This is a genomic window from Sphingopyxis sp. USTB-05, from assembly GCF_023822045.1.
In the GTDB taxonomy this organism is placed as follows: domain Bacteria; phylum Pseudomonadota; class Alphaproteobacteria; order Sphingomonadales; family Sphingomonadaceae; genus Sphingopyxis.
The window spans coordinates 4229367-4244511 of the sequence record NZ_CP084712.1; the positions used below are offsets into that span (position 1 = coordinate 4229367).

General features: G+C 64.0%; 19 protein-coding genes. 14 read left to right on the forward strand and 5 right to left on the reverse strand.

Annotated elements, in window-relative coordinates; translation table 11 throughout:
- The first annotated feature begins 154 nt into the window (after positions 1 to 154).
- From KEC45_RS19600 to KEC45_RS19665, 14 genes are all read left to right on the forward strand, one after another.
- Positions 155 to 496 (forward strand): flagellar basal body protein, encoded by a 342-nt coding sequence (locus tag KEC45_RS19600; RefSeq protein ID WP_083436071.1) that lies wholly within the window; start codon positions 155 to 157, stop codon positions 494 to 496.
- On the forward strand, positions 493 to 903 hold the full coding sequence (gene flgC / locus KEC45_RS19605) for a flagellar basal body rod protein FlgC (RefSeq protein WP_037512556.1): 411 nt from the start codon (positions 493 to 495) through the stop codon (positions 901 to 903). Before KEC45_RS19600 ends, flgC begins: the two co-directional genes overlap by 4 nt.
- Before the next feature lies 1 nt (position 904).
- Positions 905 to 1204: a flagellar hook assembly protein FlgD gene (locus KEC45_RS19610; protein WP_062186124.1), complete on the forward strand. Its 300-nt coding sequence runs from the start codon at positions 905 to 907 to the stop codon at positions 1202 to 1204.
- Between the two features lie 4 nt (positions 1205 to 1208).
- Positions 1209 to 2036 (forward strand): flagellar hook-basal body complex protein, encoded by an 828-nt coding sequence (locus tag KEC45_RS19615; RefSeq protein WP_062186122.1) that lies wholly within the window; start codon positions 1209 to 1211, stop codon positions 2034 to 2036.
- A 35-nt stretch (positions 2037 to 2071) separates the two neighbouring features.
- Entirely contained in the window at positions 2072 to 2815 is a 744-nt protein-coding gene (gene flgF / locus KEC45_RS19620) for a flagellar basal-body rod protein FlgF (RefSeq protein ID WP_062186120.1), read from the forward strand.
- 12 nt (positions 2816 to 2827) lie between these two features.
- Entirely contained in the window at positions 2828 to 3613 is a 786-nt protein-coding gene (gene flgG, locus KEC45_RS19625) for a flagellar basal-body rod protein FlgG (RefSeq protein ID WP_062186119.1), read from the forward strand.
- A gap of 31 nt (positions 3614 to 3644) precedes the next feature.
- On the forward strand, positions 3645 to 4253 hold the full coding sequence (locus KEC45_RS19630; protein WP_238586809.1) for a flagellar basal body L-ring protein FlgH: 609 nt from the start codon (positions 3645 to 3647) through the stop codon (positions 4251 to 4253).
- A 32-nt stretch (positions 4254 to 4285) separates the two neighbouring features.
- Positions 4286 to 5377, forward strand: a complete 1092-nt coding sequence (locus KEC45_RS19635; protein ID WP_062187011.1) for a flagellar basal body P-ring protein FlgI — start codon at positions 4286 to 4288, stop codon at positions 5375 to 5377.
- Positions 5374 to 5691, forward strand: a complete 318-nt coding sequence (locus KEC45_RS19640; RefSeq protein ID WP_083436005.1) for a rod-binding protein — start codon at positions 5374 to 5376, stop codon at positions 5689 to 5691. Before KEC45_RS19635 ends, KEC45_RS19640 begins: the two co-directional genes overlap by 4 nt.
- Entirely contained in the window at positions 5688 to 7013 is a 1326-nt protein-coding gene (gene flgK / locus KEC45_RS19645; RefSeq protein WP_062186115.1) for a flagellar hook-associated protein FlgK, read from the forward strand. Before KEC45_RS19640 ends, flgK begins: the two co-directional genes overlap by 4 nt.
- 13 nt (positions 7014 to 7026) lie before the next feature.
- Complete coding sequence (locus tag KEC45_RS19650) at positions 7027 to 7857, forward strand: flagellin (protein WP_062186113.1); 831 nt, start codon at positions 7027 to 7029, stop codon at positions 7855 to 7857.
- 100 nt (positions 7858 to 7957) lie between these two features.
- Positions 7958 to 8821, forward strand: coding sequence for a flagellar motor stator protein MotA (gene motA / locus KEC45_RS19655; protein ID WP_062186111.1), 864 nt, complete (start codon positions 7958 to 7960; stop codon positions 8819 to 8821).
- Complete coding sequence (locus KEC45_RS19660; RefSeq protein ID WP_062186109.1) at positions 8821 to 9684, forward strand: flagellar motor protein MotB; 864 nt, start codon at positions 8821 to 8823, stop codon at positions 9682 to 9684. Before motA ends, KEC45_RS19660 begins: the two co-directional genes overlap by 1 nt.
- A gap of 180 nt (positions 9685 to 9864) precedes the next feature.
- Positions 9865 to 10938, forward strand: a complete 1074-nt coding sequence (locus tag KEC45_RS19665) for a sigma-54-dependent Fis family transcriptional regulator (protein ID WP_062186107.1) — start codon at positions 9865 to 9867, stop codon at positions 10936 to 10938.
- A gap of 189 nt (positions 10939 to 11127) precedes the next feature.
- On the opposite strand, the gene fliS is transcribed toward KEC45_RS19665, so the two are convergent.
- The 5 genes from fliS to KEC45_RS19690 are packed head-to-tail and all read right to left on the reverse strand — an operon-like array spanning position 11128 to position 15143.
- Complete coding sequence (fliS, locus tag KEC45_RS19670; protein WP_062186105.1) at positions 11128 to 11517, reverse strand: flagellar export chaperone FliS; 390 nt, start codon at positions 11515 to 11517, stop codon at positions 11128 to 11130.
- Positions 11518 to 11528: 11 nt separating this feature from the next.
- Positions 11529 to 12899 carry a flagellar filament capping protein FliD gene (fliD, locus tag KEC45_RS19675; protein WP_062186103.1) on the reverse strand — a complete coding sequence of 457 codons (1371 nt, stop codon included), beginning with the start codon at positions 12897 to 12899 and terminating at the stop codon, positions 11529 to 11531.
- Positions 12900 to 12943: 44 nt separating this feature from the next.
- Positions 12944 to 14083 carry a flagellar type III secretion system protein FlhB gene (flhB, locus tag KEC45_RS19680; protein ID WP_062186101.1) on the reverse strand — a complete coding sequence of 380 codons (1140 nt, stop codon included), beginning with the start codon at positions 14081 to 14083 and terminating at the stop codon, positions 12944 to 12946.
- Between the two features lie 3 nt (positions 14084 to 14086).
- Positions 14087 to 14866, reverse strand: a complete 780-nt coding sequence (gene fliR / locus KEC45_RS19685) for a flagellar biosynthetic protein FliR (RefSeq protein ID WP_062186099.1) — start codon at positions 14864 to 14866, stop codon at positions 14087 to 14089.
- Positions 14867 to 14873: 7 nt separating this feature from the next.
- Positions 14874 to 15143 carry a flagellar biosynthetic protein FliQ gene (locus KEC45_RS19690; RefSeq protein ID WP_039577709.1) on the reverse strand — a complete coding sequence of 90 codons (270 nt, stop codon included), beginning with the start codon at positions 15141 to 15143 and terminating at the stop codon, positions 14874 to 14876.
- Positions 15144 to 15145: the final 2 nt, after the last annotated feature.

The window sequence follows — 15145 nt, forward strand, 5'->3', positions numbered from 1 at the left end:
GATTTTTGACGAGCTTTTAGCGCGGCAAGGACCTTTCGAAGTTAAATATCTGAAAAACATGAATTATTATCTTTTGGCACGGCCATTGCATTATACCTTGGTGTTTTTCCGCGCGTCCGTGCCCAGCGGCCCGAGCCCCGGCGAAAGGAATTTGATGATGGCATCCGAGAAACTCTTTGGCCTGCATGCGACGGCGCTGCAGTTGCGCAGTCAGCGCATGATGATGCTCGCGTCGAACATCGCGAACTCCGCGACCCCTGGTTACAAGGCGCGCGACATCGATTTCGCCAAGGCGCTCGACCTCGCGCAGCAAGGTACCTCGACCGAGGGTGCGATCAGCTATCGCGTCCCGGTGCAGGCGTCGCTCGATGGAAACACCGTCGAAATGGCGACTGAGCAAACCGCCTATGCCGAAAATGCGCTCGCCTATCGCTCCAGCCTGTCGTTCCTCAGCGGCCGCATCAACACGCTTTCGCGCGCGATCAAGGGCGAATGACGATGAACGGCAATTTCTCCGTCTTCGACATCAGTGGTCGCGCGATGTCGGCGCAGCTCGTCCGGCTGAACACCACGGCGTCGAACCTCGCCAACGCGGGGACGGTCGCGGGCAGCGAGGCAGGTGCCTTCCGCTCGCTCAAGCCCGTCTTTCGTACCGTGATGGACGATCATGGCCGCGCGACGGTCCAGATCGACCAGGTCACGACCTCGAAAATGGCGCCGTCGAAGCGCCACGATCCGTCTAACCCACTCGCCGATGCCGACGGCAACGTCTGGGAAGCCGCGGTCGATAGCGCCGCCGAACTGGTCGAGATGGTCGAGACCGCGCGCCAGTATCAAAACAATGTCCAGGTCCTCGAAACCGCGAAGGGCCTGATCAACGAAACCCTCAGGATGGGACAGTAAAATGAGCGTCAACAGCATCACCAACAACAACCCCGTGATCCACCCCAAAGGCACCAGCCAGCAGATGGACCAGGGCGATTTTCTGCGCCTGATGACCGCGCAGCTTTCGCAGCAGGATCCGTTTAACCCGGTCGATAACCAGCAGATGGTCGCGCAGATGGCGCAATTTTCGAGCCTCGCCGGGATCAGCGAGACGAACACGGTGCTTTCGAAGATTTCGGAACAGCTCACCGCGCAGACCCAGCTGCTCAAAGACATCAAGGCTGCTCAGCCTTCGACCCCCACCACGCAGGAAGGATAAGTCCATGTCATTCTATACTTCGCTTTCGGGCCTTAAGGGCGCGCAGACCGACATGTCGGTCATCTCGAACAATATCGCGAACGCCGGCTCGATCGGGTTCAAGCGCAGCAAGGCGCAGTTCGGCGATATCTTCGCCTCGTCGCCGACGCAGTCGACGAAGATGATCGCTGGCCAGGGCACGCGCCTCAACGGCATCACCCAGCAGTTCACGCAAGGGTCGTACGAAGCGAGCGAAAAGACGCTCGACCTCGCGATCGTCGGTGAAGGCATGTTCATCGTGAAGGGCGAGCCCCCGCGTGAAGCCATCACCTATACGCGCAACGGCTCGTTCGAACCGACCCCCGACCGCTATGTCATCGATTCGACGGGCGCGAAGCTGCAGCTTCTTCCGGTCGACGCGAACGGCAATGTCACCAACAATACGCTGGCCGGCGCCTTCGACATGCGCCTGCCCGCGGGGGCTCCGACGGACCCGACCTCGGGTCTCGTCAACGTCTCGATCGGCCTCGATGGTCTCGTCACCGCGACCTTTGCGAACGGGGAAGATCAGGTGCTCGGGAAGGTCGCGATGGCGACTTTCCCGACGATGTCGGGCCTACGCCCGACCGGCGACGCGCACTGGCAGTCGACGGGCGAAAGCGGCCCGCCCACGATCGATGCCGCAACCAATGGCCCGATGGGTGCGATCCGCTCGGGCGCGCTCGAACGCTCGAACGTCGATATCACCGAGGAACTGGTGATGCTGATGTCGGCGCAACGCAACTTTCAGGCGAATGCCAAAGCGATCGAGGGCGCGTCGCAGCTGACCCAGACGATCATCGGCATGCGTTGACGCATCGCTGACCGCCGCCTGCCGGGAGTAATCAGATGGACCGCCTTATCTATACCAGCCTCGCCGCGATGCGGGGCAGCATGTCCCGGCAGACGGCGATCGCCAACAATCTGGCGAACGCCCAGACGCCGGGTTTCCGCGCCGACATGGCGAGCGCGCAGGCGCTGTGGCTCGATGGCAGCGGGCTCGATGCGCGCGCCATGTCGTCCGAGGAAGTGCTCGGCGCCGATATGAAGGCCGGCACCGTCACCCAGACGGGCCGCGACCTCGATATCGCGATGCAAGGTGACGCGCTGCTCGTCGTGCAGGCCAAGAATGGCGAAGAGGCTTATACGCGCCGCGGCGATCTGCAGATCTCGCCAAGCGGGCTGCTCACCACCGGCGACGGCAGTCCCGTGCAAGGGACGCAGGGCCCGGTGACGATCCCGCCCGCCGACGCGATCAATATCGATCAGGAAGGCCGTGTATGGATCGTTCCGCAGGGCGGCGATCCCGAAAACCCGCAGGAAGTCGACCGGCTCCGTCTCGCGACCCCGACTGGGTCGGATATCGCCAAGGGGCTCGATGGCCTGTTTCGCGTGAAGGGCGGCGGCATCCTGCCCGACGATCCCGAAGCGCGGTTACTGACCCGCTCGATCGAAGGATCGAACGTCACCGCCACCACCGCGCTCGTCGAGATGATCGAGGCGAGCCGCAGCTGGGACACCCAATTGAAGATGATCAGCGACGCGCGCGACATGGACAGCGCGACCGCCAATCTGATGCAGCTCCCCCGTTAAGGAGAATATGAAATGAGTATCGGTGCTTTGCACGTCGCGCGGACCGGTCTGGATGCCCAGGGCTTCCGGATGCAGGTGATCGCCAACAACCTCGCCAACGTGAACACCACGGGCTTCAAGCGCGACCGCGCAAGCTTCGAGACGTTGAGCTATCAGATGATGACCGCGCCGGGCGCGCCGTCGACGGCGGAAAACCGTTATGCCACCGGTCTCAATCTCGGTACCGGCGTTGCGCTCAATGGTACCGCGCGCATGGACACGCAGGGCACGTTCCAGACGACGGGCAACGGCCTCGACGTCGCGATCGACGGCGCCGGCTATTTCCAGGTCGAAATGCCCGACGGACGAACCGGTTATACTCGCGCGGGCAATTTCGGCCGCGCCCCCGACGGCACGATCGTGACCTCGGATGGCAAGCCGCTGAGCCCCGCGATCCAGATTCCCGAAGATGCGAGCAATGTGACGATCGGGCTCGACGGCACCGTTTCGGCGACGGGCGCCGACGGCACCGCGCTTGAACTCGGGCGGATCGAAATTGCGCGCTTCGCCAATCCGGCGGGGCTGCAGGCGATCGGCGGCAATATGCTCGTCGAAACGCAGGCCTCGGGCGCGCCGCTTGTCGGCGGCGCTGGTGAGGAAGGTCGTGGAACGCTGCGTGGCGGCATGCTCGAAGGATCGAACGTCAATGTCGTCGAGGAACTCGTCGACATGATCGAGACGCAGCGCGCCTATGAGGTCAATTCGAAGATGATCTCGGCCACCGACGAGATGATGAAAAATGCCTCGCAGACTCTCTAAACTGGTGATGCTGACCCTCGCGCTGGCGCCCATGACGGCGCTCGCGAAGGACAAGCTGCCGCCCGATGCCTTTTCGGTTTCGATGCCGGCACCGCCGGCATCGCCGCCGGCGAATGGCTCGATCTTTCAGGGCAGCTATGTCGCGCTCACCTCGGGCGGCCGCGCAGGCGCCGTCGGCGATATCGTCACGATCCAGCTCGTCGAGCGCACGGCGGCAACGAAGAGCAATGCCGCCGGCACACAGCGCGACGGCAGCATCGGCCTGACCCCGCCGACCACTGGTCCGCTGTCGCTGTTCAGCCCCAGCGATATCGCGGCGGGCGGCGGTCAGCAGTTCAAGGGCAAGGGCGATGCGTCGCAGTCGAACGCGCTGTCGGGGGAAGTCAGCGTGACGATCGCCGCAGTCTATCCGAACGGGACGATGTTCGTGCGCGGCGAAAAGCTGCTCACGCTCAATCGCGGCGACGAACGCGTCCAGATTTCGGGGATCATCCGCGCGATCGACATCAGCCCCGACAACCGCATCCTGTCGACGCGCGTAGCCGATGCCAAAATCCGTTACGTCGGCAAGGGCGAGATCGCCCGCGCAAGCCAGCAAGGCTGGTTGCAGCGCTTCTTCTCGATCATCAGCCCGTTCTAACAGAGGAATTTGAAGTGACCCAGCGTCCGACCCTGTTCACCCTTTTTGCGCTCCTCGTCGCGAGTCTCGCCTTTGCGGCGCCCGCGCACGCTGAGCGCATAAAGGATATGGGCCAGTTCCAGGGCCTGCGCGCCAACCAGCTCACCGGCTACGGCATCGTCGTCGGCCTCGCGGGCACTGGTGACGACAGCCTCGATTATTCGACGCTGGGCATGAAGGGCGCGGTATCGCGCTTTGGCCTGACCTTGCCGCCGGGGGTCAATCCGGCGCTCAAAAATGCCGCGGCCGTGATGATCACCGCCGAACTGCCGCCCTTCGCCAAACCCGGTCAACGTCTTGACGTCACGGTGTCGGCGATCGGCAAGTCCAAAAGCCTGCGCGGCGGCACGCTCGTGCTCGCGCCGCTTTATGGCGCCGACGGCCAGATTTATGCGATGGTGCAGGGCAATCTCGTCATCGGCGGGCTCGGCGTCGATGCCGCCGACGGGTCGAAGCTGACGGTCAATGTGCCGTCGAGCGGCCGCATCGCGAGCGGTGCGACGGTCGAACGCGCGGTCGATACCGGCTTTGCGACTTCGAGCTATCTGACTTTCAACCTGCATCAGTTCGATGCCACCAATGCCAAGCGGGTGACCGATGCGATCAACGCCGCGCTACCCGGCTCGGCATCGATGATCGACGGTGCCAGCATCGCCATTCGCGCGGCGGGCAGCGGTGACGAGCGCATGCGGCTGATCTCGCAGATTGAGAACCTTGGCGTCCAGCGCGCCGAGCCTCCTGCAAAAGTAATTGTTAATGCGCGCACCGGAACGGTCGTTATCAATGGCGCGGTCCGCGTTGGCACCGCGGCGGTCACGCAGGGCAAGCTCACCGTCTCGATCAAGGAATCGCCGACGGTCGTGCAACCGGCTCCATTCAGCCGCGGTCAGACCGCAGTCGAACAGTCGAGCGATATCAGCGTCGAGCAGGACTATCGTCCGGTGATGCTGGTCAAGCCGACCGCTTCGCTTTCTGAACTCGTCGATGCGATCAATCGCATGGGCGTTCCTCCCGGCGACCTTGTCGCCATTCTCGAGGCGCTGAGCCAGGCCGGCGCACTCACTGCGGAACTGGTGATCATATGACGAGCTCCATTTCTTCGATCGGTGCCACCCCGTCTCCCGCTGCCGCGGGCGGCGGCGATGGCGGGCTGCGCAAGGCGGCCGAGGCTTTCGAAGCCGTGATCCTGCGCCAGTTGATGGCCTCGATGCGGCAGGCGAAGCTTGGCGACGACATTTTCGGATCGAGCGCGACCGACAATTTTCGCGAAATGGCCGACGCGCGCACTGCCGACAGCCTGGCCGCGATGCGCCAGTTCGGGATCGCCGACATGGTCGAGCAGCAGTTTCGCGGCCAGCTTGCCGGTCTCGCTGGTCGTGCCGGGGGAGGCGTGCAATGAGCGACCTTCTCGGCATCGGCTATAGCGGGCTCAAGGCCTATTCGCGCGCGCTCTCGACGATCGGCGACAATATCGCCAACGCCCAGACGCCCGGATATGCGCGGCGGCGGCTTGAGATGATGGAGGCCGTCGGCGGCGGCAACTCGATCTTCTATCGCGGCAACACCAATCCCGGCGGGGTCGACATCCGCGGTCTCGATCGTTCGGTCGACGGCTGGTTGATCGAAGATTCGCGCATCACTTCCGGCGATGCTGAACGTTCGGGGGTAAAGCTCTCCTGGCTCGACAAGGTCGAAGGCGCACTCAGCGACGAAACCAATGGAATCAAGACCGGGCTTACCAAGCTCTATACCACGGCCGACCAGCTGACCTCCGATCCAACGAACCGGACGCTGCGCGCGCAGTTCCTGCAGTCGGTCGACGATATCGCCTCGGGTTTCCGTACCGCCGCGAACCAGCTCGACAAGATGGGCGAGGGGATTGAGGGGGCGGCTGCGAGCGGCGTCGACCAATTCAACGCAGACCTCAATGCGCTCGAACAGATCAACGTCGGGCTGCGCAAGGCGCGGCCGGGTTCCACAAACGAGGCGAGCCTGCTCGACGAACGCGACCGGCTGCTCGACAAATTGTCGTCGCAGGCGGGCGTCAGTCCGACGTTCGACAATAATGGCGCGGTGACGTTGCGCGCGGCCGGATCGGGCGACCTGCTCGTTGGCGGCGGCGTGGTGAACCCGATCTCAGTCACTGCGGCGCCCGACGGCCGCCTGTCGTACAGCGTAGGTGGTTCGCCGCTCGCGATCTCGACGGGCTCGCTCGCCGGTCTTGCGGAGGGCGCGAACCATGTTGCCGACCAGCGAGCATCGCTCGATACGATGGCGACGCAGTTCGCGAGCCAGCTCAACGCCGCGCATCAGGCGGGTACCGACGCCAATGGCAATCCGGGCCAGCCCCTGTTCACCGGCACCAGCGCGGCAACGCTGACCGCGACGGCGCTGGCTCCCGATCAGGTGGCAGCGGCCAACGCATCGGGCAGCAACGGCAATATGCTGGCGCTCGGTACGATGCGCGGCGCGAACGATCCCGAAGCGCGCTGGTCGGGACATCTCGCGACGCAGGCGCAGGCCGTTTCGTCGGCGCGCGCGCAGGGCGCCGCCGCAGCAACGCGCGCCGATGCGTCGGCGGCTGCGCGCGATGGCGTCAGCCAAGTCGATCTGGATACCGAAGCCGCCGAGTTGCTGCGGTTCCAGCAGGCCTATTCGGCCGCCGCGCGGACGATTCAGGTCGCGCGCGAAACGATGCAGACGCTCCTGAGCTCGCTGTAAGGAAGGCAGGATCATGATCAACGCCGTGGGCAATCGCATGACGCGCGAAATAGCGCGCCAACAAAAACTCGCCGATGCGCTTGAGCGGACGCAGATCCAGATTTCGGGCGGCAAGAAACTGCTTCGCATGTCCGACGATCCGGTTGCGGCGCGGCGCATCGCGACGATCGGCACGACCCAATCGAGCATGTCCGCATGGTCGTCGAACATCAATTCGGCGTCGGCGCTCGTGTCGCAGGCCGACGGCGTGATGAAGTCGGTGACCAATCTGATGACGCGCGCGCGCGAGCTGACGATTGCGGCGTCGAGCGATACGGCGAACCCCGCTGACCGCGCGACGATCGCCGCCGAGCTTGGCACGATTGCCGACGAACTCGACGCACTCGCGGCGACGCGCGATTCCAATGGCGAACCCGTATTCGCGACGGGCACCGCCCGTGTGATGCGCTTCGATTCCGACGTGACCTTCGCGCCGGTTCCTTCGGCAGCGGATGTTTTCGTTATCGGCGGGAATAGCCTTTCCACCGGCATCCGCGATGCCGCCACGGCGGTGGCTGCTGGCGACAAGGCCGGGATGAGTGCCTCGATGGGCGCTCTTGCCACTGCCATCGGTCATGTCGCCGACAAACATGCCGAAATCGGCCTGGCGGGCGGGCGGCTCGATCGCATTGGCGACGGGCTCGCGGTGCGCGGGATCACGCTCAAGGACGAACGATCGGATATCGAGGACACCGACCTCGACGTCGCGATCGCGCAGCTCAATGCGCAGGATCTGACGCTGCAGGCGGCGCAGGCGGCCTTTGCAAAGATCAACCGCCAGACCTTGTTCGATATTTTGAACTGACGCCCCTCAACTTTGCGGCGTTGCTGCCGTTAATCATCAAGACGCCCTGAATTTGCGGAGGCCGGCCTCGACAGCCGGTTCCTAATGGAGTTGCTCGCACATGTTTCCCGTTGTCGGCATTGTCGTACTGATCCTGCTGGTCTTCGGGGGCTTCGCGCTGACCGGGGGCAATCTGGGTCCCGTCATGCACGCGCTGCCCCACGAGATGCTGATCATCGGTGGCGCCGCGCTCGGGTCGCTGATCATCGGCAATTCCGGCGCTGACCTGAAGGCACTCGGCGGCGGGCTCGGCAAGGTTTTCAAGGGCCCGCAGTACAAGAAGCAGGATTATCTCGACTGCATCCTGCTCGTCTCCACCTTGATGAAGATGATGCGCACCGAAGGGCCGGTCGCGGTCGAGCCGCATATCGAGGATCCGAAGAACTCGACGATCTTCCAGCAATATCCCAAGCTTCTGAAGGACGATACGCTGGTCCACCTGATTTGCGATACGCTGCGCCTCGTCGTCGTATCGTCGGGCACGCTTGATCCGCACGCGGTCGAAGAGGTGATGGACAATGCGCTGAAGAGCCACAACCATCATTCGATGAAACCTGCCGAGGGCCTGCAGAGCCTCGCCGACGCGCTGCCCGCACTGGGCATCGTCGCCGCGGTGCTCGGGGTCGTGAAGACGATGGGTTCGATTGACAAGCCGCCGGCGATCCTCGGCGGGATGATCGGTTCGGCGCTCGTCGGCACCTTCCTCGGCGTGCTTCTCGCCTATGGTCTCGTCGGCCCGTTCGCGACGCGAGCGAAGTCGGTGATCGAAAGCGACAACGCCATCTATCACACCGTCAAGCAGCTGATCATCGCGTCGCTCCACGGCCATCCGCAGCCGCTGGTGATCGAGGCTGCGCGCTCGGGTGTCGACCACAGCAACCAGCCCAGCTTTGCCGAAGTCTTTGACGGAATGCGGGGTCGCTGATGGCCGCGCGTCCCAACATGCCGCGGCCGATCATCGTCAAGAAGGTGATCCAGGAAGCGCACGGCGGCCACCACGGCGGCGCGTGGAAGGTCGCCTATGCCGACTTTGTCACCGCGATGATGGCCTTCTTCCTGTTGATGTGGCTGCTCGGCGCCACGAACGAAAAGCAGCGCAAGGCGCTTGCCGACTATTTCGCGCCGACGATCGTCCAGAGCAAGCAGGACACGGCTGGGTCGAACGGCCTGTTCGGCGGCGACTCGCTCGTCTCGGTCGACAAATATCCGCACGGTGCGGCGCAGACGGGGACGCGCGCGATGACAATTCCGCGCGACGCCGACGGCGGGCCGCGCGAAGCGTCGGGCCGCGAGCGTGCGAGCGACAAACAACGTTTCCAGCGCCTCGCGCAGACGCTGATGCAGCAATTGCAGAGCAAGGGCGACCTCAAGCGTCTCGCGCCGAACCTCCGCTTTACCGAAACCCTCGAGGGGCTGCGTATCGATGTCATCGACGACGCCGATTTCTCGATGTTCGTGATCGGCACCAGCCAGTTGACCGCGGACGGCGCGCGGCTGTTCAGCGAAATCGCCAAGCCGGTCGCGGCCGTATCGAACCAGGTGATGATCCGCGGCCATACCGATGCCGCGCCCTGGTCAGCGAAGTCGGGCACGAACAACTGGCGCTTGTCGGTCGACCGCGCCGAGGTCACGCGTCACTATCTCGAGTTCCGCGGCATCTCCTCAGGCCGCTTCTCGCGTATCGAAGGGGTCGCCGATCGGGAGCCCTATGTCCCCTCCGACCGATTCGATCCGCGCAATCGCCGCATCTCGATCACGCTCGGCTGGCGATCCGCTGGAGACAATTAGTGCCAGTTTGGCAGTATATCGACGTTAGTTAACGCGATTGCGCGACAGATGCTGCCAAACTGGCAATATCGCTTTGTTATGAATGACTTAGCTAACGGCCGATAAGCTTTTGTTTACCAGTTTCGTCAATTCCTGAATCCATCGAAGGGGCACCGAGCGGGCGGTGCGGTGGAGACCAGAATGACTGTGGGGCATAACAATAATCCGGCGCTCGAAGCGCTGATCATCGGCACGAGCGCGGCGGCTTGCCGGCTGCGCGAGATGATCCGCCGCGTGGCGCGTTCAAACGCCTCGGTGATGCTCTGCGGCCCGTCGGGCTCCGGCAAAGAACTCGTCGCCCGTGCGATCCACGACGAAGGCGCTCGTTCGGGCAAAGCCTTTTCCGCGATCAATTGCGGCGCGATCCCCGGCGAACTCATCGAATCCGAATTGTTCGGGCATGAAAAGGGCAGCTTTACCGGCGCCCATGCCCGCCGCATCGGCCATTTCGAAGCGAGCGAGGGCGGTACGCTCTTCCTCGACGAAATCGGGGACATGCGTTTCGACATGCAGGTGAAACTGCTCCGCGTGCTTGAAGACCGGACGATCGTCCGCGTTGGCAGCAGCGAGGTTAAGGCCGTCGACGTCCGCGTCATCTCGGCCACCCATCAGGATCTCGGCGCTGCGATCGCCGATGGCAAATTCCGCGAAGACCTGTTCTTCCGGCTCGGCGTGGTTGTGCTGCAGGTCCCCAGCCTTGCCAGCCGCGCCGAGGATATTCCGGCGCTCATCCGTCACTTCCAGCGCAACATGACGGCGGAGACCAAGTGCCGCTATGACGATGCCGCTATGGCGCTGCTGATGCAGCACGCTTGGCCGGGCAACGTCCGCGAACTGCGTAACTTCGTGGAACGCGCCAGTGTTCTCCATGGCGGCGAGACGCTCGGTCTCGAAGATGTCGTCATCCTTCTGAACCCCACCGCAGCGCTTGCGCCGCGGCAGGCTGTCCCCAGCAGCCCTGCCGCGGTGCAGGCCAGCGCGGAAGACTTTGCCGCCGCGCCCTTCGCTTCGGCCGCGCCGCAGACGAAGACGCCGGCGCCGGGGCGCCCGATCGACCTCAAGCGTGAGATCGAGACAATCGAACTCGAACAGATCCACGTCGCGCTCGACCTTGCCGATGGCATCATTTCGGAAGCTGCGCGTCTCCTGACGCTGAAGCGCACGACGCTTATCGAAAAGATGCGCAAATATGGGGTTCACCAGCAGGCTGCCTGACCGGCCTTGCGATACGAGTTTCAGCACCCGCTGGAAAAGGGAGCTCTGGTCCGCTCCCGCACCACCCGGCCGCCCGTCCCCACCTTGGGCGGCCGGGTAACCAGCGGGCTCGCAAGCCCACAAACGGCAACGGCCCGCTCTTTCATTAGAAAGGGCGGGCCGTTTTGCCGTCGGCTGATCGGGTCGGTGTCAGCGGAGCTGGCGCCAAGCGGCACTGATCGTCAGAATTCCTTCGAGCAGCTCGGCCAGCCCCTCGGCGCTGTTCGCCGCCACGGCATCATCAAGCTTGCGTCGCATGCTGCGATAGACGCGCGATAGAGCCGTCGCGACATCGCCGCCTTTGTCACGGTCGAGATTGACGTCGAGGCCGATCAGGATTGCACGGGCGCGATGCGCCGGCTCGGTCGCCGAAATACGCTGCCCCTGGCGTACCATCGCCCCGAGCACGCCGACGGCGGTCTCCAACTCGTCATAGAGCATGGTGACGAGTTCGACGGGGTCGGCGGCCGCGGCGCGACTTTCGTTCTGCAATCGGCGGTAAAGCCCGGTCGCCCGGACGGTTGAGGCTGTAGCGGTCACGTCGGAGGCCTTTAGTCGTTACCCTGGTTCGACCAGAGCTTGATCTGTTGTTCGAGATAGGATTGCGTGGCCTTGAATGCCGCAAGCTTGGCTTCGAGCGTGCCATATTGCTTCTCGAGCCTTTTTTTGTACGCGGACTCGCGTTCCTCGATCTTTTCGAGCTGGTCGGCGAGATTTTCCTTCTTGGCATCGAGCGATTTCGACACGCGGTCAATCGCGCCGTTGGTTCCGACTGCCTTGTCCCGGATCGCATCGAGCGCAAAGGCGATGCCCGGATCGGTGGTTTCGGTGTGCGTTGCATCGCGGCGCGGATTGAACAGCGCCTCGACCGCCCCCGCGTCGCTGGCGAGCACCTTGTCGAGCTTGGCGTTGTCGACGGAGAGCAGGCCCTCTTTCGTCGTCGAAATGCCGATATCCGACAGTTTGTTAATCGTGCCGTGGCTTGACAGCACCTTATTGACGAGGCTGCCGAGTTCGCGTTCGAGTTCGCGGAGCGAAGACCCGGCGCCCGAGATATTCGAGGCTGCGACCAAGCTTTTCTTGAGCTGGTTATAGACCGAGACGAAATCGCCGACGGTCTGCTTGATCATGTCGAGCGGCCGGCTCGCGCCGATGTCGACGCCCTGTCCGGGGGCTGCCTTTTTCAGCGTCAGCGACATGCCCGGAACGACATCGTCGATGATATTGCTCGCGCGGCTGAATGCCACTCCGTCGATCGTGAATTCAGCGTTCGCCGCAGTCTGGCCGACGGTCATGCCGCCGCTGGTCGAGAAGGCGGCGAGTCCCGGATCGGCACCCGCGTCGGCGGTAAGCGTAAAGGCGCCGACGTCGCCCGTCGGGCCTTTCAGGATCAGGCGCTGGCCGCCTTCGTCGGCGATGATCGACGCCGTGACGCCGGCTCCGCTCGCGTTGATAGCATTGGCCAGCCCGTCGAGGCTGTTGTTCGTCGCGTCAATGGTGATCGTCTTGGCGACGCCTCCGACGGTCAGCGTCATCGTCCCCGCGCCGATCGCGGCAGTGCGGTCGGCGACGACGCCCGAATAATTGGTCTGCGCACGCGCGAGCTGGTTCACCACGACGGTCGCGGCAAAGCTGTCGGCGGAAAGGCCGGCGCGACTGGTGGCGCTGAGCACGCTTTCGTCAGAAACCGTCGGCGTGCTGCGGAGCGTGCCGTCGCTGACCATCTGGCCCAGCGAATTGGCAAACCCGTCGAGGTCCGACCGCGCCTGCGCAAGCGCGCTGATGCGCGTTTGATTCGCCTGCGTCAGTTCGGTCATGCGCTTAATCTTGGGATCGCGCGACGCATTCGACAGGTCGGTGACAAGCTGTTTGACGTCGAGGCCGGACCCGAAGCCCAGGCTGTTGGCAATTGAACTGACCATGGCAAATATCCTTCGCACTCCTTAACGGCGGTGCGCGGGGAAGATTAAGCCTGTCGGCGACCCTCGGGATCGAAACGATGCGACGGCGGGATATCGACCGCGGGCTGCGTGAGCCCTTCGGCGGCGGCGCGCTCAAGCTGGAACACGAAGGCGAGCACGGTCGCAACCGCGACGAAGAGTTCCTCGGGAATCACGCGGCCAGCGCGTGCGGTAAAATAGATAGCACGCGTGAGCTGGGGATATTCGAGCATCGGGACGCCGGCGGTTCTTGCGAGCTCGCGGATCGACAGCGCGACATCCCCGCGCCCGCGTGCGACGACGACCGGGGCCGCGTCGTCCCCTGGGCGATAGCGCAGCGCGACAGAGAAATGCGTCGGGTTGGTCAGGACGACGGTCGCCTCCGACACCGCCTTGCGCGCCGACCCGCTCAAAATCTCATGCGCCCGCTGGCGCTGTGCCTGCTTGAGTTCGGGCGCGCCATCGGACTGGCGCATCTCCTCCTTGATCTCCTGCTTGCTCATCATCAGCCGCTTGTTGCGCTGGAACCATTGCACCGGCACGTCGATCAGCGCGATGACAACAAGGCCGCCCGCGAGGGTCAGCATCGCATGGCCGATCGCCTTTCCAGCGAGGCCGATCGCGGCCATCAGGTCGGCCTGCGCCATCGACATGATCGCGGGCAGGCTGTTCTGGACCAACCAGTAACCGATCGTACCGAGCAGGAGCACTTTCGCCAGCGCCTTGCCGAGCTCGGTCGCGCCCTGCATCCCGAACATGCGTTTTAGGCCGCTCATCGGGTTCATCCGGTTGCCCTTGAAACCCAGGGCTTTGCCGCGCCAACCCATCGAGCCGAGCATCGCCGGACCCGCGACCGCGGCGCCCAGCGCGAGCGCGAACAGGCTTGCCAGCGGCAGCAATATCTCGACTCCGTTGCGCATCAGCGCTTCGCCGGGAGCGAAGTCGGCGACGTCGGCGGCTGTCAGCGTCAGCCCGCGACGGACGAGGTCGCTCGCCGACTGGACGAACCAGCCGCCGGCGGCGACGATCCAACCCGCGGCGGCGAGCATCATCAGCGCGGTCGCCAGCTCGCGCGACATCAGCACATCGCCTTCGCGGGCCGAATCGGTGAGCTTCTTTGCCGTCGGCTGTTCGGTCTTCTGGTCCTTGTCGCTGCCTTCCGCCATCGATCAGATCCCCGCCACCATTCGTGCGGCGTCGAGAGCGTCGGACAGGATATGCGCGACCGCCTCAGCCATCGCCGGCGTCGCTACCCCAAGAAGGACGATCCCCGCGAGCAATGTCGCGGGAATGCCGACCGCGAACAGGTTGAGTGCGGGTGCTGAGCGGCCGATCACGCCCATGATGATCTGGACCAGGATCAGCACGAATCCGACCGGCATGGCGATGGTCAGGCCCGCCGCGAACATCAGGCTGCCGAAGCGGATGACGCCGCCGATCGCGTCCCACGACGGGAAGGCATTGCCGGGGGGCAGCGCAGTATAGCTGCTCACCACGATGTCGATCAGCAAGAGATGGCCGTCGGCGGCGAGGAACAGCGCGGTCGCCATCATTGATAGGAACTGGCCGATCGCCGAACTTGACGCGCCGCTAAGCGGATCGACCATCGACGCGAAGCCAAGCCCCATCGCGTTGCTGATCACTTCGCCCGCGAGCAGCGCGGCGGCAAGACCCATCTGGAGTACGAAACCGATCGCCAGCCCGATCACGACCTCTCCGATGACGAAGAAGAAGCCCGGTACCGAGACGATACCCTCGGGCGGTAGCGCCATGCCCGATGCCGCAACCGCCGGCACGCCGACCGCGAGTGCGATCACCAGCCGCAACTGCACCGGCACGCTCGTCGCGCCGAACACCGGTGCGGCGATGAACGCCGCGCCGGGACGAATCATCCCCAGCATCCACAGCTGAAGCATCGCCTCGATGTTCGGGATGTCGGCGGGATTCATCCCTGGATTACTTCACCAGGCTGGGGATCTGCGCGAAGATTTCGCGGGTGAAATCGGTGAGCAGAACAAGGATGCTGCCGCCGAAAATAGCGAGGCAGATCGCCGCGACGATCAGCTTGGGTACAAAGGTCAGCGTCTGTTCGTTGATCGATGTCGCAGCCTGTACCATGCCGAGCAGCACGCCGATGACGAGCACCGGCAGCAGCAGCGGCGCCGAGGCGAGCGCGAGAATCCACAGCGACTGCTGTGCCACCCCAATGAAATAGTCAGCCTCCACGC